The sequence below is a fragment of the Stenotrophomonas maltophilia group sp. P373 genome, assembly GCF_053295075.1.
On sequence record NZ_CM129994.1, the window covers coordinates 1,427,177 to 1,450,936 of the forward strand.

Here is a 23,760-nt window from a genome sequence, read left to right on the forward strand (position 1 = left end):
CGCTCGGCACGGCCTTCGTCCGGTGGGTGCCGACCGTTGGTCGGCACGCAGGTCAGTAGGTGATCGTCACCGTCACCAGGTCGTTGTAGGTGCCGGCCGGGGGCTGGCCGGTGACCGGCGGTACCCGGCCGTAGATGGTCAGCTGCTGTGCGCTTCCGGTGCCGGTGCTGCTGGCCGTGTCGACCGTCAGGGTGTTGCCCCAGCGCTGGCTTCGTGCCGGATCCCGGTAAAGCTCGTAGGGCAGGTAGTAGGTGCTGTTGCCGATGGTGGTGGCCATGCGCCGGGTGGTGGTGGCGGCGGGATTGTTCCGGCCGTTGTTCAGGCCGACCTGGAAGGCGGTGTTCTTCAGGCAGGTCAGGGTGAGGGTGGCGGTCTGGTCGATGTTGGCCGGGATGCCGCCGGTGACGTTGCCGAAATTCATGTTGGTGGTGACGTAGCTGCCGCATTGCGGCAGCACGTTGGCGGTAGCGGTGAAACTGAAGGCCGCGCTCGCGCTGTTGGTACCGGTTGCGCCGCCGTTGCATGTGGCGGGGACGGTGGCGCTACCGGCCAGCACCTCGTTCCAGGCCCAGGTCAGCACCACGCTGGCACCGCTGAAAGTGCTGCTGTACGCGCCGGAGGCCAGGACCTGGTTGGCCGGAATCTGACCGAACAGCTGCACAGTCTGCGCACCACTACCGCCGGTCAGCAGCGGTACGTTGTAGCTCATGGTCAGCTCCTGCGCTGGCGGCGTGCCGCGCGGGACCAGGCCAGTGACCTGGCCGAAGCTGGCGTTGTTGTACAGCTGGAAATTCATCGTGTCGCTGGTAGAGGTGGCCATCGTGCGGAACGTGGAACTGCTGCCGCCGCCACTGCCTGCGCCGATGCCCACGCAGACGCGCACGCCGGTGGTGGCCAGCAGGCTCAGCGCGGCGGTGGTGCAGGTCACCGTGATGTTGAGGTTGGCCGTGCTCGGGCCGGGTGCATTGCTGTTGATGTTGCCGAAGGGCAGGGTCGGATCGGCGACCGCCGTGCAGACCGCGGTGGCGCCGGCCGGCGCCGCTGCCAGCAGGCCGGCCCACAGCAGCAGGAAGAGCAGCAGCACCCTCATGGCGCCACCTCCGGAATGCACTGCTGCGGTGCCGGCTCCGGGCGGGCACCGGACGCCACCACCTTGGGCAGGTCCGGTACCTTCACCCGGCACGGGCCATGGCTGGTGGTGACGTACAGCACGCTGCCGGCGGCGACATCTTCCAGGTAGAGCAGGCCGTCGTAGCCGACCGTGGCCTGGCGACCGTCAGGCAGCTGCACCTCGCTGCCCACCTCCAGAGGCTGGCCGTCCATCGCCAGCAGGGTCAGGCTCAGTGACGACCGCGAACGCAGCTGGAAGGTCACGCGGGTGCCGGCGCGCTGGCGCGGCGTGACCCAGTCCTCGATGCGGTCGGCACGCATGTCTTCGGGCAGGTCCAGGGTGTCGATCGAGACCCGGTTGCGCTGCCAGGACAGCAACGGACTGACCAGCAGCAGGCCGCGATCATCGGTGACACCGATCAGGCGGTTCTCCAGCCGCACCGGGACGCCGCCGACGCCATTGGTGCTGATCACCGCGAACGCATCGGATACCTCGCGCGTGGCGAAGGCGTGCCCGCCCATCCATACCAGGCTGCCGCTGGCACTGGCGTAGGCATAGTTGAGCCCGCCCTGGCGCGAGGCGCCGAATGAATAGCGGCCGACATCATTGAGGATGCCAACTTCGGCCAGGCCGCCGTTGCCGTCCTCGCCGTGGCGCAGCTGTGCGCGCCAGCCGACGCCGCCGGCACTGCCATCGCCGGGCACCGGCTGGGTCACGTCCGCCACCCAGCTCTGGCTGTCGCCGTTGCGCTGGCTGGAGAGGCTGGCCTGGCGATTGTTGCCCAGGCTGGCAGTCATCGACAGGTAGATGCTGCGGTCATCGCTGCGGTCCAGGTTCTGGTTCACCGACAGGTAGGCCGACCAGCGTTGGCTCCAGGTGCGCGACCAGAACAGGCTGGCATAGCGGTTGTCGTCGCCGTCGGGGTAGCGCAGGCGCAGATAGCTGGCGCTGAGCGTGCCCAGCCGCAGCAGGTCCAGGCCGACCGTGGCCTGCTCGCTGATGCGTGGTGGCAGGTTGCCCTGCAGCGCGCCCAGGTCGCGGTAGTCGCCTTGGCTGCGCACGCTGCGCAGATTGACGTTGAAGCGACGGTTGTTCCAGCTGTAGCCCAGCGCCCATTGCCCACCCTGCAGGCCGTGGTAGTCACTGTGCGCATAGGCGGCATTGAACACGCCGGCGGCGCCGAGCAGCCACCAGCCGCCAATGCCGCCCTGGGCCAGGCCGCCGCCGCCTTCGGCATGCGCCTCGCCGGTGAACGCGTCGGTGACACCGCCGCGCCAGCTGGCGCTGGCCACCGTGCGATCGTCATAGGCGAAGGAGCGCTCGCCGAAATCCCGGCGCAAGTGGCCGACGCCGACCGACCAGTCCGACAGGCCCTTGGCCAGCAGCTGCTGGGTGCCGTAGAAGCTGAAGTCCAGCGTCTGCATGCGTCCGAATGCGTCGGTCACCACCACCTGCGCGTTGCCGGTGCCGCTGATGCCGGGCTGTGCTGCGAGCTGGAAGGGACCGACCGGCACCTGCCCGCTGTACTGGCGCAGGCCATCGACATACAGCTCGACCGTGGAGGGCACCACGGCCTGGCCGAGGAAGCTCGGCGTGGGCGTCAGCACGCGGTAGGGCTGCAGGCCATAGTTGCGGCCGATCTGCAGGCCACCCAGGCGCACGGGGCGGGTCCAGTCGACGAACCCACTGTAGAAATCGCCGACCTCCAGGGTCGTTGCGCTATCGGGGAAATCCAGGCTCCAGCGTGTGTCCAGGCGCACGCTGGAGCCGCGCCAATGGCGATCGCCGGGTTGCTGGTAGCGGCGGCTGATGGCGGTGTTCTCGAAAGTGCCATTGCCGATACCGAACACGCGCAGCTCCGAGCTCAGGCTGAGGGTGCCGAGCGTGTCCACCCGGCTGCCGTAGACGTCGTAGTTGAGCAGCACGCCGGGCGAGGCGCTGCCGGTGGGGGCGCGCGTCTGCGGGCGGCTGAGCACGGTGGTGGGCAGTGTCAGCTGGTCCAGTGGCACGTCCAGCGCCAAGGTCTGCATGTGGGGGTCGTAGCGCACCACCGCACCGCTGATCTGGTCCAGGTAGACCGGTGTATCGCCGCTGGCGTTGAAGCCGAGCTGGCGCAGCAGTTCGGGGCTGGCCTGCAGCCGGCCACGGTTCTCGGTGAACGGCAGCAGGCCGCGCGGCGTGCTGTTGAGCGACACATCCAGGTACAGCGTCTGGCTGGCGGTCAGTGGGGTGGGGGCGGGCAGGATCGCATCGGCCGACACGCCGGATACATCAGCAGCCGTGGCCACGCCGGACACATCGGCGGCCTCGGTCGCCGCGGGAGCCAGGGCAGCCAACAGCGCGCCCATCAACGCCTCAGCGAGCCGGTGGGGGCGACAGTGGCGTCTGTTCCGACTCGCCATTGAGCTTGGCCGTGATCTGGTCGTTGTCGCGGTCGATCGCCGTGCGTTCGATCGGCCAGCGCATCACCTGGCCGGGCAGTACGTAGCCCAGCAGCCCGGGATGGACGATGCGCGGGCGCGTGGCGCTGCCCAGCGCGAGATCGGCGATCTGAGCGTAACTGTTGCCCGAATTGGCTACTTCGACGCCGTTGCGGCCGTCCGCCAGCTTTACCAGCCGGGCCTGCAGCTGCGGCGCCAGCGTGCCGGCCGAGGGCTGCACGAACACCGGGATCGAATAGCGCAGGACGAACTGCATGCCACCCGCGCGGGTGGCCAGGTCGGGCACCTCGTCAACGATCAGGCGGTAATGTTGCTGTGCCGCTGGCGGTTCCTTGTCCGCACGCATGACCCGCACCAGCTGCTGCTGTCCGGCGGCCAGTTCCTGCATCGGCGGAGTGGCCATCAACGCATCGGTGGGCAGCAGCTGTTCCTGGCCGTCCTGCTGCACCCAGCGGAACACGCGTACCTGCAGCTTCACCGGTGAGGTGCCGCTGTTGGTCAGCCACAATTCGCCGGCACGCTGGCGGGCTTCCAGCTGCAGGCTGGTCGGGGCCACCTGCAGGCTGGTAGCGCCGGCGGCCGCGATGGCGAGCAGGTACAGGGCGAGCAGCGCCACGCCGGTGGCGCGCCACGGGCGGGATCCGGCCATGCGGGCGTGCTCCATCAATAGGTGATCGTGGCGGTAACCGTATCCAGGTAGCTACCGGCGGCCGGGTTGTTGGTGCTCAGGTTCAGGATCTGGCCGTAGACGATGTAAGGCACGGCCAGGCCGGTGCCGATGCCGGCCTGAGTGTTGGTGCCGGTTGTGGCGCCCCAGACCAGGGTATGTGCGGCATCCTGGTAGAGCTGGTAGCCGACGTAGTTGTTGGCGGTCACCGCCGCATTGGTGTTCTTCATCCGCCGGGTGGTGACGTCATTGGCGGTGCTGGCATTGGCGCCCGCATTCAGCGAGATCGTGTACGGGGTCAGTGCCGAGCACTGGGCGGTTACCGTTCCCTGGCCCAGGGTGGGCGTGGTGGTGGTTGATGCCGCGGTGCCGAAGTCCACGTTGGTCGCGGCCGCCGCCGTGATGGTGCAGGCCTTGGTGACCACCAGGGTGACATTGAAGGTGGTGGTGTCGGCGGCCATTGCCGGGCTGGACAGCAGGAACCCGGCCACGGCCCATGCCAGCGGGGATCGAACTGGGGATCGCATGAACAACCTCCCTGACCCGAAGGTCCGTTGAACAAGGCGAAGACGGCACGTTCGGTGCCGCTTGGACGACGGTGGGTGCAGCTTAGGAGGCGTAAGTGTCTGTAATCCGTGATAATTAGGCAGACGAAAGAGCGGAGGCCATCACGCTTTCACTTTCCTTGCCGGAACCGTGCATGACCCGGATCGGCAGTTGGGTGGCGTTCGTTCAGATTGCGGCCGGATCGGCGATAATGGGTGCCATGAGCGTGAATCTGAAAACCCCGCAGGAAATCGAGATGATGCGCATCGCCGGCCGCCTGGCCAGCGAAGTGCTCGACATCGTCACCCCCCACGTCAAGCCCGGTGTCACCACCGAGGAACTGGACCGCATCTGCCACGACCACATCGTGAACGTGCAGGGCGCGATTCCGGCCAACGTCGGCTACCGCGGCTTCCCGAAGACCGTGTGCACCTCGGTCAACAATGTCATCTGCCACGGCATTCCCAGCGAAGGGAAGGTGCTCAAGGATGGCGACATCATCAATATCGACGTCACCGTCATCAAGGACGGCTGGCACGGCGACACCAGCCGCATGTACTTCGTCGGCACCCCGTCGGTGATGGCCCGCCGCCTGGTGGAAACCACGTACGAAGCCATGTGGCGCGGCATCCGCGCGGTGCGCCCGGGCGCCACCCTGGGCGACATCGGCCATGCCATCCAGAGCTATGCCGAAGGCGAGCGTTTCAGCGTAGTGCGCGAGTACTGCGGCCACGGTATCGGCAAGGTCTACCACGACGAGCCGCAGGTGGTGCATTACGGCCGCCCGGGCCAGGGCCTGGTGCTGCAGCCGGGCATGACCTTCACCATCGAACCGATGATCAACGAGGGCACCCGCTACAACAAGGTGCTGCCGGATGGCTGGACCGTGGTGACCAAGGACCGCAAGCTGTCGGCGCAGTGGGAGCACATGGTCGCGGTCACTGAGACCGGCGTCGACGTGCTGACGCTGTCGCCGGGCGAGTCGCAGGTCTCCTGACGATGCTGCCGGCGAGTTCGCTGCTGGACACGCCGGCCGCGTCGCTCAACGACCCGGACTGGGCTGCTGCCGCGCGCCAGGCGCTGCAGCAGGCCGACGCGCGCCTGTATCGCCGCTTCGACCAGGGCGACAACATCGAGCGCCTGCTGGCGCTGCGGGCGCGCGCGGCCGACCATCTGATCCGCCTGGCCTGGCAGCGTTGCCTGCCGGCCGACAGCGGCCTGTCGCTGTTCGCGGTCGGTGGCTATGGCCGGGGGGAACTGTTTCCGCGTTCGGACATCGACCTGCTGGTGTTCGGCGACCCGCCCGCACAACTGGCGCATGAAGCGGCATTGGCACGCCTGTTCGCGCTGCTGTGGGACTGCGGATTGGCGGTCAGCCATGCGGTGCGTTCTGCATTGCAGTGCCGCGAGGCGGCGGCTGACCAGACCGTGCTGACCGCGCTGATCGAGGCGCGTCCGATCCTGGCTGATGATGCAGCGCGCCGTGCGCTGCGCGAGGCCATCGACGACCGCGAGCTGTGGCCGGCGCGTGCCTTCTTCCTGGCCAAGCTGGAAGAGCTGCGCAACCGCCACCAGCGCTTCGGCGACACTGCCGACAACCTGGAGCCGGATCTCAAGGATGGTCCCGGCGGCCTGCGCGATCTCAACACGCTGGGCTGGATGGCGCTGCGCGCCTTCGGTGTACGCGACCTGGAAGCGCTGGTCGGCCTGGGCCACCTGGGTGCCGACGAAGCGGCTGCGCTGAAGCGCGAGCGTGCGGTGCTGGCGCGGCTGCGCTTCGGCCTGCACCTGGTCGCGCGCCGCCCGGAAGAGCGCCTGCGTTTCGATTACCAGAAGACCCTGGCCGCGCGCCTGGGCTTCGAAGACGATGCCGAGAATCTCGGTGTCGAGAAAATGATGCAGGGCTTCTACCGCGCCGCGCTGGTGGTGCGCCGGATCAGCGACCGCCTGCTGCAGCGCTTCGAGGAACAGTTCGATGGCGAGGCCCAGCCGGAACCGCTGACCGTGGGCTTCTCCCTGCGCCGCGGCTACCTGGCCGCCAACGAGGCCGACTGGCCGCGCGGCGACATCGGCCAGGTGTTCGCCCTGTTTTCCAGCTGGGCCAACAATCCACAGGTGCGAGGCCTGCATTCGCTGACCGCGCGCGCGCTGGCCGAAGCGCTGCCGTTGTTGCCGGCCTACGACCAGGCCGATGCCGATGCACGCGAGCAGTTCCTGTCCCTGCTGCGCGGCCAGCGCCCGGTCGACACGCTTTCGCGCATGGCGCGGCTGGGCGTGCTTGGCCAGTGGATCCCCGCGTTTGCCCAGGTCAGCGGGCGCATGCAGTTCGACCTGTTCCATGTCTATACGGTCGACCAGCACACGCTGATGGTCCTGCGCAACATCGGCCAGTTCGCCAGCAGCCGTGCCGACGAGCGCTTCTCGATCGCGCACGAAGTGTGGCCACGCCTGCGCAAGCCGGAACTGCTGCTGCTGGCTGGCCTGTTCCATGACATCGCCAAGGGCCGCGGCGGCGACCACTCGGAACTGGGTGCGGTGGACGCGCGTGCGTTCTGCCAGGCGCACGCGCTCAGTGGCACCGATACCGAGCTGGTGGCATGGCTGGTCGAACAGCATCTGCGCATGTCGGTGACCGCGCAGAAGCAGGACATCGCCGATCCGGTGGTGATCCATCGCTTCGCCACCCTGGTCGGCAGCCGCGACCGCCTGGACTACCTGTACCTGCTGACCTGTGCCGACATCGCCGGCACCAGCCCGAAGCTGTGGAATGCCTGGAAGGACCGCCTGCTGGCCGACCTGTACTTCGCCACCCGGCGCGCGCTGCGCGAGGGGCTGGAGCATCCGGTACCGGCCGCCGAACGCGTGGCCGAGGCACGTGACAGCGTGCGCGCACTGGTGCGCGAGCAGGGTTACGACGATGCCACCATCGATCGCCAGTTCGCGGTGATGCCGGATGAGGGCTTCATTCGTCTGCGCCCCGAGCAGCTGGCCTGGCAAGCAGCTGCGCTGGTACCGGTGAAGCAGGGCCAGGCGCTGGTGAAGGTGCGCCGGATCAGTGTGGATGACCCGGCGCTGGAAGTATTCGTGCACTCGCCCGACCGCGACGGCCTGTTCGCCGCGATCGTGATGACCCTGGACCGTAAGGGCTATGGCATTCACCGCGCACGCGTGCTGGACGGTCCGGCCGATACCATCTTCGATACCTTCGAAGTGAACCCGGCCGACACGTTTGCCGATGGCAGCAGTGCCAACCTGGAGGCGGCGCTGCGCGAGGCACTCAGTGGTGACCTGGCGCGCCTGCGGCCGTCGCGCCGTGTGGTACCGCGGCAACTGCGGCACTTCCGCTTCGCTCCGCGCATCGAGTTCCGCGATGAACCGGGCGCAACCCGTTTTGCCCTGGTCGCTCCCGACCGTCCCGGCCTGCTGGCCGATGTGGCGTTCGTGCTGCGCAACCAGGGCCTGCGCGTGCATGATGCGCGCATTGCCACGTTCGGCGAGCGCGCCGAAGACACCTTCGTGATCAGTGACGAACACGACCTCCCCCTGACTGAACCTGCCCGGCAGCAGCTGCATGACGCAATGCTGGCCTGCCTGGACCCTGATCGAAACGCCGGAGACCCCGCCTGATGGCCACCAAGCCCGCCAAGAAGACCGCCGCGACCCCCAAGAGCGCAGCGGCCCGGAAACCTGCTGCAGCCGCACCGGCCGCAAAGAAGGCCACTGCGCCGAAGAAGGCCGCTGCGGTGAAGGCCCCGGTGAAGAAAATGGCTGCGGTCAAGCGTGCTGTGAAGAAGCCGGCCCCGGCCAAGAGCGCGGAAGCCGTCCGCGCCGAAACCATCGCCCGCAAGTCGCTGCGCAAGCCGTCGGCACCCGGCGTGGAAGAACTCAAGTTCGGCATCGAAAGCGCCTTCGAGCGCCGCGCCACGTTGACCCTGCATGAGCTGGAAGGCTCGACCAGGCCGCTGGTCAACCGCGTGATCGACGGTCTCGAGAGCGGTGAATTCCGCGTCGCCGAGCCGGACGGCCAGGGCGGCTGGAAGGTCAACGAGTGGCTGAAGAAGGCCGTGCTGCTGTATTTCCGCGTCAACGACATGGCGGTGGTCGATGCACGACCGGCACCGTTCTGGGACAAGGTCGAGTCGCGCTTCGCCGGCTATGACGAAGCGAAGTTCCGCCGTGGCGGCGTGCGCGTTGTGCCCGGTGCGATCGCCCGCCGCGGCACGTACTTCGGCAAGGACGTAGTGCTGATGCCGAGCTTCACCAACATCGGCGCCTACGTCGGCGAAGGCACCATGGTCGATACCTGGGCCACCGTCGGTTCCTGCGCGCAGATCGGCCAGCACTGCCACCTGTCCGGCGGCGCCGGCATCGGCGGCGTGCTGGAGCCGCTGCAGGCCAGCCCGACCATCATCGAGGACCACTGCTTCATCGGTGCGCGTTCGGAAGTGGTGGAGGGCGTGGTGGTGGGCCACCACAGTGTGATCGGCATGGGCGTGTTCCTCAGCCAGAGCACCCGCATCTACAACCGCGCCACCGGCGAGATCAGCTACGGCTACATCCCGCCGTACAGCGTGGTGGTGTCCGGCTCGCTGCCGAGCAAGGACGGCACCCACTCGCTGTACTGCGCGGTGATCGTCAAGCAGGTTGATGCCAAGACCCGCAGCAAGACCAGCGTCAACGACCTGCTGCGCGGCCTGGCCGACTGAAGGTGAGTGCGCCGGAGGACCTGGCGCAGTCCGCGATCTACCGGCATCCGTCCGACAACGCGTTCGGACGGATGCTGCCGCGCCTGCTGCACGCTCCGCGCTGGACCCGGTTGCGCCGGGCACTGTCGAGGCGCTGGCCGATGCCGGTGCTGGTCAGCGACGTGCGCGACGTGGTCTACGCGAGCTGGTGGGTCGATGTGCGCCATGCCCCGCCAGCGCCACCTGGCCATCACTACGTGGTCCATGCAGGACGCACGCCTTACACCGTTCTCAGCTATCGCCATGGCCACTTCGGGCCGGCGCTGGCGGGACCGCTGCGCTGCCTGATGCCGTCGCCAGGGCAGAGCAACTGGCGCTGGTACCTGCGCCGTGACGATGATCCGGGCGGGACCCCGGTCGTGCTGTTCGATCGCAACGTGATGGACCAGCTGGCCTTCGTCGCCGGCGCGCGCGCTTTCAGCGATGCCATGCAGCCCCACCTGTCCACGCGCTTCGAGCATGTGGTGCGCGTCGATGGCGATGGGCACACCCTGATCGAAGGCGGGCAGGGGAGTGCGCCTGCGCTGCACCTGCAGTGGCGGGCCGCTGCGGGCTGGGAGGACGGGGCGTGGCGGGGGGCCTTCGGGGGCCATCAGGCCCTGCTGCGCTTCCTGACCTGCCAAGATGAGGCCATTGCGCGCACCTGTGACCGGCGCTGGGCCAGCACCCGCATCGCACTGCAGGTGGATGTCGACAGCCTGCAGCCGCTGCAGCTGGAAGGCAAAATGCAGTGCCCGCGCCTGCAGGCGATGGACGTGGCGCTGCACGAGGGGCTGGCCTTCCGGCTGCCAAGGGTACCGTTCCGGGTCGTGTCCGAGCGCCTGTTGTGAGATTCTGGGCCTCTGTTTTCCAGCATCACAGATGGCCATGAGTACCACTGTCTACGGTTTGAAGAACTGCGATACCTGCAAGAAGGCGAGCAAGTGGCTGGACCGCTTCGGCGTGCCGTACACCTTCGTCGACTACCGCGACAACAAGCCGAGCCCGGAAACACTGCTGGCGTGGGCTGAGCAGCTGGGTGGCCTGGCCGCGATGGTCAACAGGTCCTCAACCACCTGGCGGCAGCTGCCGGACAACCGCAAGGCCGCAGATTCCGAGGCGGAATGGAAGCTGCTGCTGCGCGAGTACCCGCAGCTGATCAAGCGCCCGCTGGTGGTCACCGCCGACGGCACGGTCAGCCAGGGTTTCAGTGACAATGGCTTCAAGGCCCGCTTCGGCGTGGGTGACGCATGAGCGCGGTCCTCGACCTGACCTGCGAACTGATCGCACGGCCCTCGGTGACGCCGGACGATGCCGGCTGCCAGGCACTGCTGGCGGCACGCCTGAAGCAGGCCGGGTTCCAGTGCGATCACCTGCGGCTGGGCGAGGTCGACAACCTGTGGGCGACCCATGGCCAGGGCGCGCCGGTGCTGGTGCTGCTGGGCCACACCGACGTGGTGCCGGCGGGCCCGCGCGAGGCCTGGGCCAGCGACCCGTTCACGCCGCAGATCCGCGATGGCGTGCTGTACGGCCGTGGCACCGCCGACATGAAGGGCAGCGTGGCGGCGTTCGTGGTGGCGGCCGAGCAGTTCGTGGCCGCGCATCCCGATCATCCCGGCACGCTGGCGGTGCTGCTGACCAGCGACGAGGAGGGCGATGCCATCGATGGCGTGCGCCACGTCGCACGGCTGTTCGCCGAGCGCGGCCAACGCATCGACTGGTGCATCACCGGCGAGCCGTCGTCGACCGCGACGCTCGGTGATCTGCTGCGCGTGGGCCGTCGTGGCAGCCTGTCGGCCAGGCTGCGGGTGCAGGGCGTACAGGGCCATGTGGCGTACCCGGAGAAGGCACGCAACCCGATCCACCAGGCGGCGCCCGCCCTGGCCGAGCTGAGCGCACGGCGCTGGGATGACGGCTACGAGAGTTTCCCGCCGACCAGCCTGCAGGTCTCCAACATCCATGCCGGTACGGGCGCCAACAATGTGATTCCCGGCGAGCTCGAGGTGGATTTCAACATCCGCTACAACCCGCACTGGGATGCGCCGAAACTGGAAGCGGAGATCACCGCGCTGCTGGATCGGCATGCCCTGCAGTACACGCTGAAGTGGCATCGCAGCGGCGAACCGTTCTACACCCCGGAAGGCACGCTGCGCGCCACTGCGCGTGCGGTGCTGGCCGAGCACATCGGCCGTGCACCGGAGGAAAGCACTGGCGGCGGCACCTCCGATGCCCGCTTCATCGCGCCATTGGGCGCGCAGTGCATCGAAGTGGGGCCGGTCAACGCCAGCATCCACCAGGTTGACGAGAACGTGCGCGTGGACGAACTGGAAGCACTGCCCGGGCTGTACCAGCGGCTGGTGGAGCGGCTGCTGGTGTGAGGCATGGCACCGGGCACGGCCCGGCGCTACCCCTGTGGGTGCCGACTGCTGGGTGCCGACCGTTGGTCGGCACACCTTCACCTGGTTGCCAACGCAACGGTTGCGCCGTGCCGGAAACCGGGGTAGGGTCGATGCCATGTCGATCCGCCTGGCCACCGCCGTCAATAACAACAACCGCAATAATCTGCGCGCGAATAATCGTGCGCGGCCGATGCGGGACTGCGCCCTGGGTAGATAGATAGCAACACACGCCCGGACACCAGAAAACCCGCATCGGTCGATGCGGGTTTTTTTTGTGCCCGGGCGCAGCCCCACCCGGGCCTGGATGGCCGGTCGAACACCCTCCCACCCGTGAAATTCCCCCAACAGGAGCTCCCCCATGTGTTCGATCTTCGGAATCTTCGGCCTGCAGGCCGGTGACGATCTTCCGGCCCTGCGCCGCCATGCGCTGGAACTGTCGCAGCGCCAGCGCCACCGCGGCCCGGACTGGAGCGGCGTGTATCTTGACGAAGGTGCGCTGCTGGTCCACGAGCGGTTGGCCATCGTCGACCCGGCCGGCGGCTCGCAACCACTGCTGTCGGCCGACGGCCAGCTGGCGCTGGCGGTCAACGGCGAGATCTACAACCACCAGCAACTGAAGGCCGCACTGACCACCGCCTATGACTTCCAGACTGGTTCGGACTGTGAAGTGATCAATGCGCTGTACCGCCAGGGCGCTTCGCCGGCGCAGTGGCTGGAGCAGCTCAATGGCATCTTCGCATTCGCGCTGTGGGACCGTGGTGCCGGTCGTGTGCTGGTGGCGCGCGACCCGGTCGGCGTGGTGCCGCTGTACTGGGGCCACGATGCCCAGGGACGCCTGCGCGTCGCCTCGGAAATGAAGGCACTGGTCGATACCTGTGCCGACGTCGCGCAGTTCCCGCCGGGCCACTATTTCGACAGTGCCAGTGGTGAGCTGGTGCGCTACTACCAGCAGCCGTGGCGCGACTACGCTGACGTGCACGGTCGCCAGGCCGATCTGGCCGAGCTGCGCCAGGCCTTCGAGCATGCGGTGGAACGCCAGCTGATGAGCGATGTGCCGTACGGCGTGCTGCTGTCTGGTGGCCTGGACTCGTCGCTGGTGGCGGCGGTGGCCGCGCGCTATGCACGTCGTCGCATCGAGGATGGGGGGCAGACCGAAGCCTGGTGGCCGCGCCTGCACTCATTCGCGATCGGCTTGAAGGGCTCTCCCGATCTGACCGCTGCCGCCATCGCCGCCGAAGCGCTGGGCACCGTGCATCACGGCTTCGAGTACACCTTCGAGGAGGGCCTTGATGCACTGCCGGAAGTGATCCGCCATATCGAAACCTACGACGTCACCACCATCCGCGCATCGACGCCGATGTTCCTGCTGGCACGGCGGATCAAGGCCATGGGGGTGAAGATGGTGCTTTCCGGCGAGGGCAGCGACGAGATCTTCGGTGGTTACCTGTACTTCCACAAGGCGCCGGATGCGCGTGAGTTCCACGACGAGCTGGTGCGCAAGCTCGACGCGCTGCACAACTACGACTGCCTGCGCGCCAATAAGTCGATGATGGCCTGGGGCGTGGAGCCGCGTGTGCCGTTCCTGGATCGCGAATTCCTCGATGTGGCGATGCGCTTCGACGCCGAGCACAAGATGGTCGGTGCGGGCTTTGGTGGCCGCCGCATCGAGAAGGCGGTGCTGCGCGAGGCGTTCGAAGGCTACCTGCCGGACAGCATCCTGTGGCGGCAGAAGGAGCAGTTCAGCGATGGCGTTGGCTATGGCTGGATCGACGGGCTGAAGGCGCATGCCGAAGCTCAGGTGAGCGACCGTGTGCTGGCAGCGGCCGACAAGCGCTTCCCGCACAACCCGCCGCAGACCAAGGAGGCCTACTACTACCGTCACCTGTTCGAGCAGTTCTTCCCGAGCCGGGCGGCCGCCGAGACCGTGCCGGGTGGCAAGTCCATCGCCTGCTCGTCGCCAGCGGCGATCGCGTGGGATGCCAGCTTCGCCGCTGCTGCAGATCCGTCGGGGCGTGCGATCGCTGGCGTGCACGAGCAGGCACTGGCGTAAGCCCCGAAAAGGGGCCGGAGGGGGGCCGGGGCGCTTGTGCCACCAACGACTTAATCCCCTCCGTCCCCTTTTTGTATGATCGCCCCCCTGCACATTGGGGAATGTTCATGGACGTACACAGCGGGGGCCAGGTGCCACCGACGAAGTGGGGATGGCGCTACCTGGCCTGGGCCGGGGTCCCGCTGCTGGTCGGCGTGCTGCTGGCCCGTTATGCCGGGCCGGCGGCGCCCGAAGCTGTTGCCCGTGCCACGGCCACGGCTGAAGCCACCTGGGTGCAGCATCTGGCGTCGCCGCTGGGCCTGTTCCTGCTGCAGCTGCTGGTGCTGCTGCTGGTGGCCAAGGGCGCAGGCGCGCTGCTCAAGCACTTTGGACAACCGGCGGTGATCGGCGAGATGGCCGCCGGCCTGATGATGGGCCCATTGATGCTCGGCAGCCTGTTGCCGCCGCTGCATGGAGCCTTGTTCCCGCCCAGCTCGCTGGGCCCGCTGGGCATGCTCAGCCAGTTGGGTGTGCTGATGTTCCTGCTGGTGGCCGGTGCCGAGCTGGACCTGGCGGCGCTGCGTGGACGCCGGCGTTTCGCCTTTACGGTCAGCCATGCCGGCATCGCGGTGCCGTTCGTGCTTGGCGTCGCCCTGGCGATCTGGCTGTACCCGCAGCACGGCCCACAGGGGGTGGGCTTCACGGCATTCGCACTGTTCGTCGGCATTTCGATGAGCATCACCGCCTTCCCCGTGTTGCTGCGCATCCTTGCCGATCGCGGCATCACGCAGACCCCGCTGGGTCAGACCGCCATCGCCTGCGCTGCATTGGGTGATGCCACCGCGTGGTGCCTGCTGGCGCTGATCGTGGCCGCCGCCCAGGCCAGCGGATGGCTGCCGGCCAGCCTCAACCTGCTGTGCGTGGTCGCGTTCGTGGCGCTGATGCTGGGGCTGGTGAGGCCGTGGTTCGCCCGCCAGCAGATCGCGCCGGGCCGTGAGGGGCGGTGGCTGTTGGGCATCCTGCTGCTGTCGCTGGCCAGTGCCCTGGTCACCGAGATGCTCGGCATCCATGCGCTGTTCGGTGCGTTCGCAGCGGGCGTGGCGGTGTCGTCCAATGTCCAGTTGCGCGAGCTGCTGATGGCGCGCGTCGAACCGTTCGCGGTGACGCTGCTGCTGCCGCTGTTCTTCGCCATGACCGGCCTGCGCATGCGCGCCGATACACTGCAGGCCAGCGATGGCCTGTTGTGCGTGGTGGTGATCGCGGTAGCCACGACGGGCAAGTTGCTGGGCACCTTCAGTGCCGCACGCAGTGCCGGCATGCCTGCCCGTGAGGCGTGGCGGCTGGGTGCACTGATGAACACCCGTGGCCTGATGGAGCTGATCGTGCTCAACCTGGGTTACGAACTTGGCCTGCTCGGTGACCGGCTGTTCGCGGTGCTGGTGATCATGGCGCTGGTGACAACGGCGATGACCGGGCCACTGTTGAACCTGATCGAGCGGCGCAGGGGCTGAGCGTTGAACGGTAGTGCCGGCCGCTGGCCGGCAACCTCATGATGCTGGATGCACCTGCATGGATGCCGGCCAGCGGCCGGCACTACCGCGCCGGCACCAGCGTCATGGTGTGCTGCGCCTTGCCGGGCAGGAACGGCGTCGGCCGGCCATGCACCCAGTCTTCGTGGCCGGCACCCCAGTAGGGCGACAGTGGATGCCCACTCTGGCCGCCGGGCATGTGCACGATGCCGTCGGCCTCGTGGCCCGGTGAAACCACCATGCGCTCGGAAGCGCCGAAGCTCGGCGTCTGCACGCGCGGCATGTCGCGGTCGCCGGGCAGGCGGTCGGCCGGCATGCACAGCCAGCGTTTGGCGATGTCCGGCAGCGCCCGTGCGATGGGATGGCAGATCGCCGCGGTGTTGCGTTCGCCCCAGCTGCGTTTGGCCAGCGGTCCCTGCTTGGCCAGCTCGCTCTCGGTGCGGCGTGCGGCGTCGATCAGCAGTGCATCCCAGCTGTCGAAGGCCGGTGGCAGCAGATTGGCCGGCCGCTGCTGCAGCATCGGCCAGGCCACGCCTTCCAGCTGCGCCAGGCGCGGCTCCAGATAGTCATCGCCCAGCTGCGCATTGGCCGGTGCCAGCAGTGCATCGGACAGTGTCTTCATCACCTGCGTACGGAACTCACGCACCACCCGGTAGCTGACCGAGCTGGCCGAGGCACGGCCGCCCCATTGATGGCTGGCCTCCTTCAAGCGCTTCAGTGCAGGGTCGTCACTGCGTTCGATGACGTCGTGCAGCAGCGCCCACCAGCGCTGCAGGAACACCGCGCGATCGTCGAGCTGGATCGCCAGCAGGTCGTGTTCATCGAAGCGCTCCTGGATCGCCAGCAGGTCGCGGATCTGCCGCGCACGGGCACCCAGGTCATAACCGCCATTGCCGACGGTAGCCAGCGCCTCGCCGTCGAGGACGCGGCCGTTGGCGGTCCACAGGCGATGGTTGGGGGGATCGATCAATGCCGGCGAGGCATCGCTGCGGATCGGCCAGGGGGCGCAGTCCTGGTTGTGGGCGGCGTTGAAGCCGGCCGGTGCGCAGCCCGGACCGCGATCCGGGCGGGCGCCGATCAGGCGCCAGGCGATGCGTCCGGTGCGGTCGCCGATCACCAGGTTCTGTGCGGGAATGCCGGCGTGGTCGGCGAACTGCAGGGCTGCGTCCAGATCACCGGCGCGGGCCAGGTCACCGAAGTCCAGGCGCACCGCACCGGGCAGCTGGGCGACCCAGCGCAGCGCGTCGCCGCTGCCATCGGCATGCGTGTGCAGGATCGGTCCCCAGGCGGTTTCGCGTACCGGGAACCGCACATCGGCCTGGCCGGCCACCGCAATCCGTTCTTCATGCACCGTCACTGCGGCATTGGCCGGTTCGGTGCGGTAGTCCGCCGTGTCAATGTAGCTGTTGGTGAAACCCCAGGCGACGTGCCCGTTGCTGCCGACGATCACGGCCGGAAGGCCCGGCAGCGAGAAGCCGGTGACGTCGACCTGGCCGCCAGCGGCCTGCGGGTCGGGGTAGCGCAGGCGCACGCGGAACCACAGGCTGGGTGCGCGCAGGCCCAGGTGCATGTCGTCGGCAACAATGGCGCGGCCGTCGGCGGTGAGCGCACCGGCCACCGCGAAGTTGTTGCTGCCGACGGCGTCGGCTTCTTCCTGCCCGGTGCCCGGTTTTCCCTTCAGCGTGCGCAGGTCCAGCTGGCTGGCATCGGGCAGCGTGGCGTTGCCGGTCGGTTCGCCGAACAGCGGTGCATCCCATTCAGTGCCGTCGTGGGCGATCAGTGCGTACAGCGCCGACGGCACCACCGCGCGGATGCGGCTGAGCGCAAGCTCGGTCTGGTTGCCGGGATCCTGCAGGTCGGCGTACATGGCCAGCCCGGTCAGCACGCTGTCGCTGGCCTGCCAAGGCTGCGGTGACTGCCGCAGCAGCAGGTACGCCCACGGCCGCACGGAGAGGTCGGCAAGGCCTTCGTTGACGCCGTCCACGTAGGCGCGCACGGCGTCGCCGTTGTCGCCCAATGCAGCGTCCATGTGTGCCTCGGTGCGTGCGCGCAAACGGTGCACGCGCATGCGCTTGTCGGCGTCGATGGCCTTCGGTCCGAACAGTGCGGACAGTTCGCCGGCGGCGCTGCGGCGCATCAGGTCCATCTCGAAGTAGCGTTCCTGCGCGTGTACGCGGCCGAGTGCGCGCATCGCGTCGGCCTGGCTGCCGGCCGTGATGGTGACCACGCCCAGCGCATCGCGTTCGAGGGTGACCGGCCTGGCCAGTCCCGGCAACGCATGCTCGCCGTCCAGATCGGCCAGGCTGCCGCGCAGCAGCAGCCACAGCACCAGGGCGGTGACCAGGACGATGGCGATCAATACGCCCAGCACCCAACGCCATGTACGTCGCATCGCACGTCCTTTCCGAACTCGTGGGCCGATTGTAGCCGCAGGCGCAACTGCGACTGATTCCGATTAGATCACCGTATTCTGAAATGCGGCACCCTATGCCATATCGATTCACAGGAGCCCCCCATGAAAGGCAACCCGGACGTCATCGCCTGCCTGAAGGAACTGCTGCGTGGCGAGCTCGCTGCCCGCGACCAGTACTTCATCCATTCCCGCCGCTACGAGGATCAGGGCCTGTTCGCACTTTACGAACGCCTGAACCACGAGATGGAAGAGGAAACCCAGCACGCCGATGCGCTGCTGCGCCGGATCCTGTTCCTGGGCGGCGACCCGGACATGCGCCCGCATGCCACCGAGCCGGGCAAAACCGTCGAAGAGATGCTGCAGAAGGATCTCGACACTGAATACGCCGTTCGGAACAATCTCGCCGCCGGCATGAAGCTGTGCGAGGAGAAGGGCGACTACGTGAGCCGCGACATCCTGCTGGCGCAGCTGAAGGACACCGAAGAAGACCACGCCTGGTGGCTGGAACAGCAGCTGGGCCTGATCAAGCGCATCGGCCTGGAGCTGTACCAGCTGAGCAAGATCGACGGCACCGGCGCCCCGGCGCACTGAGCGGGCACCCCGATCCGGTAGGGCCGACTGTTAGTCGGCCGCTCTCCAAAGGGCAGCCGACTAACTGTGATCTCTCGGTAGGTTGTTCATCCGGGGCATCTTTGGAAAATGGTGGTTACCACACCTATCCAGTCCCCAAAGAGCCCGGATGAACCATCATAAAAATGCCCGTTTGACGCCGTTTAGTCGAGAACTTCTTGTCCGCCGCATCACTGAGCAAGGCCTTCGGCCAGAAGAGGCCGCCCAGGCTTGCGGGGTGAGTGTACGCACGGCTTACAAGTGGCTGGCCCGATATCGAGCCGAGGGCCTGATTGGGCTGCAGAACCGCAGCTCTCGGCCCAGCCGCAGCCCCCATGGCACCCCCGAGGCACTGGTAGAGCAGATCGTCCAGCGTCGACGTCAACGGCAAACCTACCTGACCATTTCCAAGGCACTGGGTGTGGCTCACAGCACCATTTCACGACTGATGCGCCGACGAGGACTCAATCGCCTGTGCCTTCTGGACCCACCGAAGAAGGCGGTCCGGTATGAGTACGACAGCCCGGGCGGCTTGCTGCACTTGGATATCAAGAAACTCGGCAACTTCCACCGGCCCGGACACCGGGTCGATCCGAATCGGCGTGGCAATGCTGGCGGCGGTGGCTGGGGCTATGTCCATGTGGCCATTGATGACCACTCCCGAGTCGCCTTCAGCAGCGTTCACACCGATGAGAAGGGCCCAACGGCCTGCCAAGCGCTGCTGGCCGCTTTGGCGTACTACAAGACGCTGGGGGTCACCTTCCAGCGTGTCCTGACTGACAACGGCGCCTGCTATCGCTCCGGCGTCTTCGCTCGACTCGTCGCCTCGTTGGGCATGAAGCACTATCGGACCAAGCCCTACACCCCGCGAACCAACGGCAAGGCCGAGCGCTTCATCCAGACCAGCTTGCGCGAATGGGCCTACGCCTGCGAGTACGCTTCGTCAGAGCAACGCGATGCCGTGCTACCTGAATGGCTGCATCACTACAACTGGCACCGACCCCACATGGGGATCGGCAGCCAGCCGCCTATTTCCAGAATCCCGCTGAACAACGTGGTGGGTTTACACAACTAACAGTCAGCTCTACCAGACGAAGCACAGCGTTCTGTCGCCCGCCAGCACCGGAGCACCGCCAGCCAGCCTTCGCCCGCCAGCTGCTCCACCGCCCGCCAGCCGACAACGAAAAAGCCGGGGAATCCCCGGCTTTTTCGTGTCCGGGGTCAGATCCGTTTTCGACGAAAACGGCTCTGACCCCTCGCTCGGGATGCATGGCACGACGACGGAGATTCAAGTCAGAGACGGGGTTTCATATCTCCTCTGCATCGGAGAGATCCTGGTATCCCACGGGAGTCAGTCCAATGAAGTCGACCAGAACTCCGTAGGGGTAGCAGATGGGTAGCCGTCCCTCTGCAAAGAGCATCGACCACCTTTCCAGCTCCCAGAACGTAATCTCTGGCTCAGAGGCCAGAGGGCCTTCCCCTGATGAAGCTTCGACTGGGAAGTGTGCGGCGAGATGATCCAATGCGTACTGTTGCAGCACTGGGAGTTTAGAGAGCTGTTCCATCACGAAGCCGACTCCAGCCATCAGCTGACCGTCTTCTGACATCTGGATCGAGAAGAAAGTGCCGTCCCCGGCAGGCAGGTGTCCTTGGGCGAACCAGCCGGTATCGCGATCCCCAACGATGTGCAGTTCGCCAAGGCCCTGAACGTGAATGGTTGAAGGAATCATCTGGTGGTTTGTGTTGGCATCAATCATTTGATTGTGATCCAAAAAACGCAAATAGCCGGGATTTCCCCGGCTATTTGCGTGCAACTGGTCAGCAATTGTCGCTTATGCCTTGTTCGTCGACTGACGCCAATCCAAGTTGGCGTCTACCCGCAAGGGCGTGTCAACCAAGGTTGACACCTACCAGGGGCGGTGTCCGGGGTCAGAGCCCTTTCCGGTGGAAAGGGATCCGACCCCGGTGCTCCTCACTCCACCGACAACCCTTCCACCTTCTGCCAGCCGCGCGGCAGCAGGTGGCCGCGTGTGGCGCGGGCGCCGAGGTAGGCGTCGAGCTCGTTGAACTTCAGCCCCATCGTGCGCTGGCCGGCGCGGACCTGCAGGGTCTGCCCCGGGCTGATCGCCACGATGGCGACCACGCGTTCGGTGGCGAGCTTGGCCTTCGGGATCTCGATGATCTTGTTGCCCTTGCCCTTGTCCAGTTCCGGCAGGTCGTTGGCGGCGATCGCCAGCAGGTTGCCGGAGCTGGTCACTGCCACGATGCGGTCGGTGGCGACGTTGGCCACTGCCGACGGGGTCAGCACCGACGAACCTGCAGACAGGTTCAGCATCGCCTTGCCGGCCTTGTTGCGGCCGATCAGGTTCTCGAAGCGGGTGACGAAGCCATAACCGTGGCTGGAGGCGAGCACGAAGCGGGTGTCCGGCTCGGCGCTGGCCAGGGTCACGAAGCTGGTGCCCGGTGCCGGCGAGAAGCGGCCGGTCAGCGGTTCACCATTGCCGCGCGCGGAGGGCAGGGTGTGCACCGGCGTCGAGTAGGCGCGGCCCTCGCTGTCGAGGAACGCGACCTGCTGGGTGCTGCGTGCGCGCACCGCGCCCTGCAGTCCGTCGCCTTCACGGTAGGACAGGGCAGATGCATCGACGTCGTGGCCCTTGGCGGCACGGATCCAGCCCTTCTCCGACAGCACCACGGTCATCGGTTCGCTCGGCACCAGCTCGGTCTCGTCGATGGCCTGCGCCGCCTGGCGCTGCACCAGCGGCGAACGGCGTGCGTCGCCGAACTTCCTGGCGTCGGCGGTCAGTTCATCGCGGATCAGCTTCTTCAGCTTGGCTTTGCTGTCGAGGATGCCGAGGATCTTCTCGCGCTCCTTGGCCAGCTCTTCCTGCTCGCCGCGGATCTTCATCTCTTCCAGGCGGGCCAGCTGCTTCAGCTTGGTTTCCAGGATGTACTCGGCCTGTTCCTCGGACAGTCCGAAGCGCGCGATCAGCGCCGCCTTCGGTTCGTCCTCGGTACGGATGATGTGGATCACCTCGTCCAGGTTGAGGAAGGCGACCAGCAGGCCTTCCAGCAGGTGCAGGCGGCGCTCGACCTTCTGCAGGCGGTGCTGCAGGCGGCGGGTGACGGTGTTGCTGCGGAAGGTCAGCCATTCGCTGAGCAGCGTCTTCAGGTTCTTCACCTGCGGACGGCCGTCCAGCCCGATCACGTTGAGGTTGACGCGGTAGCTGCGCTCCAGGTCCGTAGTGGCGAACAGGTGGCCCATCAGCTGGTCGGCGTCGACCCTGTTCGAACGCGGCACCAGCACCACGCGCACCGGGTTGGCGTGGTCGGATTCATCGCGGATGTCTTCCAGCCACGGCAGCTTCTTGGCGCGCATCTGTGCGGCGATCTGCTCGATCACCTTCGACGGCGACACCTGGAACGGCAGCGCCGTGATCACGATGTTGCTGGCTTCCTTGGTGAAAGTCGCGCGTGCACGCACGCTGCCGTTGCCGGTCTCGTAGATGTTGCGCAGGTCATTGGCCGCGGTGATGATCTCGGCGCTGGACGGGTAGTCCGGGCCCTGCACGTGTTCGCACAGGTCGCGCACGGTGGCGTCGGGGTTGTCCAGCAGGTGCAGCAGCGCGCTGACGATCTCGTTGAGATTGTGCGGCGGCACGTCGGTGGCCATGCCCACGGCGATGCCGGTGGTGCCGTTGAGCAGCAGGTGCGGCAGCCGCGCCGGCATCCAGGTCGGCTCCTGCAGGGTGCCGTCGAAGTTCGGTGCCCAGTCGGTGGTGCCCTGGCCCAGTTCGCCCAGCAGCACTTCGGCGATCGGGGTCAGCTTGGATTCGGTGTATCGCATCGCCGCGAACGACTTCGGGTCGTCGCTGGAGCCGAAGTTGCCCTGGCCCTCGATCAGCGGGTAGCGGTACGAGAACGGCTGCGCCATCAGCACCAGCGCCTCGTAGCACGCGCTGTCGCCGTGCGGGTGGTATTTACCGATGACGTCGCCGACGGTGCGCGCGGACTTCTTCGGCTTGGACGCGGCATTCAGGCCCAGCTCGCTCATCGAATAGATGATGCGGCGCTGCACCGGCTTCAGGCCGTCGCCGATGAACGGCAGGGCACGGTCCAGGACCACGTACATCGAGTAGTCGAGGTAGGCGCGTTCGGCGTACTCGCGCAGCGGCAGTTGTTCGAATCCGTGGAACACGGGGCGGGCAAGTTCGGTCATGCGGCGTTGTTACCTATGTCGGGAGGCGGCGACGGCGGTCGCCGCTCGCAATCCTGTGATTATCCGGATGCGGCGGGGGATGCCAAGCCGCGCGCAGGGTCCAGCCCGGTTTCCAGGCCGTGGCCGGCCCGCGCCAGGTAGCGCCCCGGTGGCAGCCCGAAGTGGCGGCGGAACACGGTGACGAAGGCGCTGGCGCTGCTGAAGCCCATTGCGTGGGCGATGTCGGCGACGCTGCGGCCATCGGTCAACTGGCGCAGGGCTTCGAAGAGCCGGGCCTGCTGCCGCCACTGGGCGAAGCTGAGCGTGGTCTCGTCGCGGAAGTGGCGGGTCAGGCTGCGCGGTGACAGGCCGGCCCAGTGCGCCCATTCGGCCAGGCTGCGTTCGTCGGACGGGTCGGCCAGCAGCTGCGAGGCGATCTTCAGCAGGCGCCGGTCATGCGGCATCGGCAGGTGCATGCGCTGGCGTGGCGCTGTGCGGATCTCGTCCACCAGCACCTCGATGATGTGCTGGCGTTCGGAGGTGGTGTCGTAGCCCGGTGGCCAGTCACAGATGCGCTCGGCGAGCGCCTGCGCCAGCTTGGACAGGCCCAGCACGCAGGGATCGGAGGGCAGGGTGGCGCAGACCGGAGCCGCCAGCGCCATGCCCCAGCCACGCAGGGGGCCGTCGAGGGTGACCGTGTGCGGCTCCAGCGGTGGCATCCAGCCGGCCGAGCCCGGCGCCAGCGACCAGGTGCCGTGCGAGGTACGGGTGGTCAGCAGGCCGCGCTCGACGCAGATCAGCTGCGCGCGCTGGTGATGATGCCAATCCACTTCACGGACCAGCCCTTGCGGGCTGTCGAAACGGAAACCGACCACCGGGGGACCGTCGTTGCGCTCGAACCAGTCCAGTGCCTCGTCCCTGAGCAGGCGTTTGGGAGCGGGGATTTCTGCCTTGTTCATCATGTCTGCTGGCTGAAATGTGTCATCCATTGGCTAGATTGTACTACCGGGCCACCTGGCCAGGTCATTAAGGTAGGCGCCTTCACTGATCCAGCCCACTGCTGCAACACAGCATTCGATGCCAGATCAACTATTTCC

The 23,760-nt window shown here is 67.1% G+C and carries 18 protein-coding genes; 10 read left to right on the top strand and 8 right to left on the bottom strand.

What is annotated here, in order from left to right; genetic code table 11:
* Window positions 1-52: 52 nt before the first annotated feature.
* From ACSYHF_RS06550 to ACSYHF_RS06565, 4 genes are read right to left on the bottom strand one after another with little or no spacing between them, the layout of a single operon-like run.
* Window positions 53-1,090: a Csu type fimbrial protein gene (locus ACSYHF_RS06550; RefSeq protein WP_005415859.1), complete on the bottom strand. Its 1,038-nt coding sequence runs from the start codon at window positions 1,088-1,090 to the stop codon at window positions 53-55.
* Window positions 1,087-3,459 (bottom strand): fimbria/pilus outer membrane usher protein, encoded by a 2,373-nt coding sequence (locus ACSYHF_RS06555; RefSeq protein ID WP_447576189.1) that lies wholly within the window; start codon window positions 3,457-3,459, stop codon window positions 1,087-1,089. The genes ACSYHF_RS06550 and ACSYHF_RS06555 overlap by 4 nt, the downstream gene beginning before the upstream one ends.
* A 7-nt stretch (window positions 3,460-3,466) precedes the next feature.
* Entirely contained in the window at window positions 3,467-4,216 is a 750-nt protein-coding gene (locus ACSYHF_RS06560) for a fimbrial biogenesis chaperone (RefSeq protein WP_053497108.1), read from the bottom strand.
* Window positions 4,216-4,746, bottom strand: coding sequence for a Csu type fimbrial protein (locus ACSYHF_RS06565; RefSeq protein ID WP_032954051.1), 531 nt, complete (start codon window positions 4,744-4,746; stop codon window positions 4,216-4,218). The genes ACSYHF_RS06560 and ACSYHF_RS06565 overlap by 1 nt, the downstream gene beginning before the upstream one ends.
* 230 nt (window positions 4,747-4,976) lie before the next feature.
* On the opposite strand from ACSYHF_RS06565, the gene map reads away from it, so the two are divergent.
* From map to ACSYHF_RS06605, 8 genes are all read left to right on the top strand, one after another.
* Complete coding sequence (gene map, locus ACSYHF_RS06570; protein ID WP_032955117.1) at window positions 4,977-5,762, top strand: type I methionyl aminopeptidase; 786 nt, start codon at window positions 4,977-4,979, stop codon at window positions 5,760-5,762.
* A gap of 20 nt (window positions 5,763-5,782) precedes the next feature.
* A complete protein-coding gene (locus tag ACSYHF_RS06575) occupies window positions 5,783-8,392 on the top strand; it encodes a [protein-PII] uridylyltransferase (protein WP_447576427.1) in 2,610 nt (869 codons plus the stop codon).
* A 137-nt stretch (window positions 8,393-8,529) separates the two neighbouring features.
* Complete coding sequence (dapD, locus tag ACSYHF_RS06580; RefSeq protein ID WP_375366190.1) at window positions 8,530-9,471, top strand: 2,3,4,5-tetrahydropyridine-2,6-dicarboxylate N-succinyltransferase; 942 nt, start codon at window positions 8,530-8,532, stop codon at window positions 9,469-9,471.
* 2 nt (window positions 9,472-9,473) lie between these two features.
* Window positions 9,474-10,340 (top strand): hypothetical protein, encoded by an 867-nt coding sequence (locus ACSYHF_RS06585; RefSeq protein ID WP_134956018.1) that lies wholly within the window; start codon window positions 9,474-9,476, stop codon window positions 10,338-10,340.
* 31 nt (window positions 10,341-10,371) lie between these two features.
* Window positions 10,372-10,743: an arsenate reductase gene (locus ACSYHF_RS06590; RefSeq protein WP_170944942.1), complete on the top strand. Its 372-nt coding sequence runs from the start codon at window positions 10,372-10,374 to the stop codon at window positions 10,741-10,743.
* Window positions 10,740-11,867, top strand: a complete 1,128-nt coding sequence (dapE, locus tag ACSYHF_RS06595) for a succinyl-diaminopimelate desuccinylase (protein ID WP_134956019.1) — start codon at window positions 10,740-10,742, stop codon at window positions 11,865-11,867. The genes ACSYHF_RS06590 and dapE overlap by 4 nt, the downstream gene beginning before the upstream one ends.
* 379 nt (window positions 11,868-12,246) lie before the next feature.
* Complete coding sequence (gene asnB, locus ACSYHF_RS06600; protein WP_262221959.1) at window positions 12,247-13,938, top strand: asparagine synthase B; 1,692 nt, start codon at window positions 12,247-12,249, stop codon at window positions 13,936-13,938.
* Between the two features lie 101 nt (window positions 13,939-14,039).
* The gene (locus tag ACSYHF_RS06605) at window positions 14,040-15,428 is read left to right on the top strand and encodes a cation:proton antiporter domain-containing protein (protein WP_069137982.1); all 1,389 of its coding nucleotides are present in this window, start codon (window positions 14,040-14,042) and stop codon (window positions 15,426-15,428) included.
* An 82-nt stretch (window positions 15,429-15,510) separates the two neighbouring features.
* Here ACSYHF_RS06605 and ACSYHF_RS06610 read toward each other — a convergent pair whose 3' ends face one another.
* A complete protein-coding gene (locus ACSYHF_RS06610) occupies window positions 15,511-17,838 on the bottom strand; it encodes a penicillin acylase family protein (protein ID WP_447576190.1) in 2,328 nt (775 codons plus the stop codon).
* A gap of 123 nt (window positions 17,839-17,961) precedes the next feature.
* Here ACSYHF_RS06610 and bfr point away from each other — a divergent pair, with 123 nt between their 5' ends.
* Entirely contained in the window at window positions 17,962-18,450 is a 489-nt protein-coding gene (bfr, locus tag ACSYHF_RS06615; protein ID WP_072166798.1) for a bacterioferritin, read from the top strand.
* 148 nt (window positions 18,451-18,598) lie between these two features.
* Window positions 18,599-19,543, top strand: coding sequence for an IS481-like element ISStma12 family transposase (locus ACSYHF_RS06620; RefSeq protein WP_053497396.1), 945 nt, complete (start codon window positions 18,599-18,601; stop codon window positions 19,541-19,543).
* A gap of 232 nt (window positions 19,544-19,775) precedes the next feature.
* Here the strand turns inward: ACSYHF_RS06620 and ACSYHF_RS06625 are convergent, their stop codons facing one another.
* The 3 genes from ACSYHF_RS06625 to ACSYHF_RS06635 all read right to left on the bottom strand — a co-directional run bounded on the left by ACSYHF_RS06625 (window position 19,776) and on the right by ACSYHF_RS06635 (window position 23,625).
* Window positions 19,776-20,225, bottom strand: a complete 450-nt coding sequence (locus ACSYHF_RS06625; RefSeq protein WP_049412190.1) for a hypothetical protein — start codon at window positions 20,223-20,225, stop codon at window positions 19,776-19,778.
* 215 nt (window positions 20,226-20,440) lie between these two features.
* The gene (gene parC / locus ACSYHF_RS06630) at window positions 20,441-22,684 is read right to left on the bottom strand and encodes a DNA topoisomerase IV subunit A (RefSeq protein ID WP_005415873.1); all 2,244 of its coding nucleotides are present in this window, start codon (window positions 22,682-22,684) and stop codon (window positions 20,441-20,443) included.
* A gap of 59 nt (window positions 22,685-22,743) precedes the next feature.
* Window positions 22,744-23,625, bottom strand: a complete 882-nt coding sequence (locus tag ACSYHF_RS06635; RefSeq protein ID WP_447576191.1) for a helix-turn-helix domain-containing protein — start codon at window positions 23,623-23,625, stop codon at window positions 22,744-22,746.
* Between the last annotated feature and the right edge of the window lie 135 nt (window positions 23,626-23,760).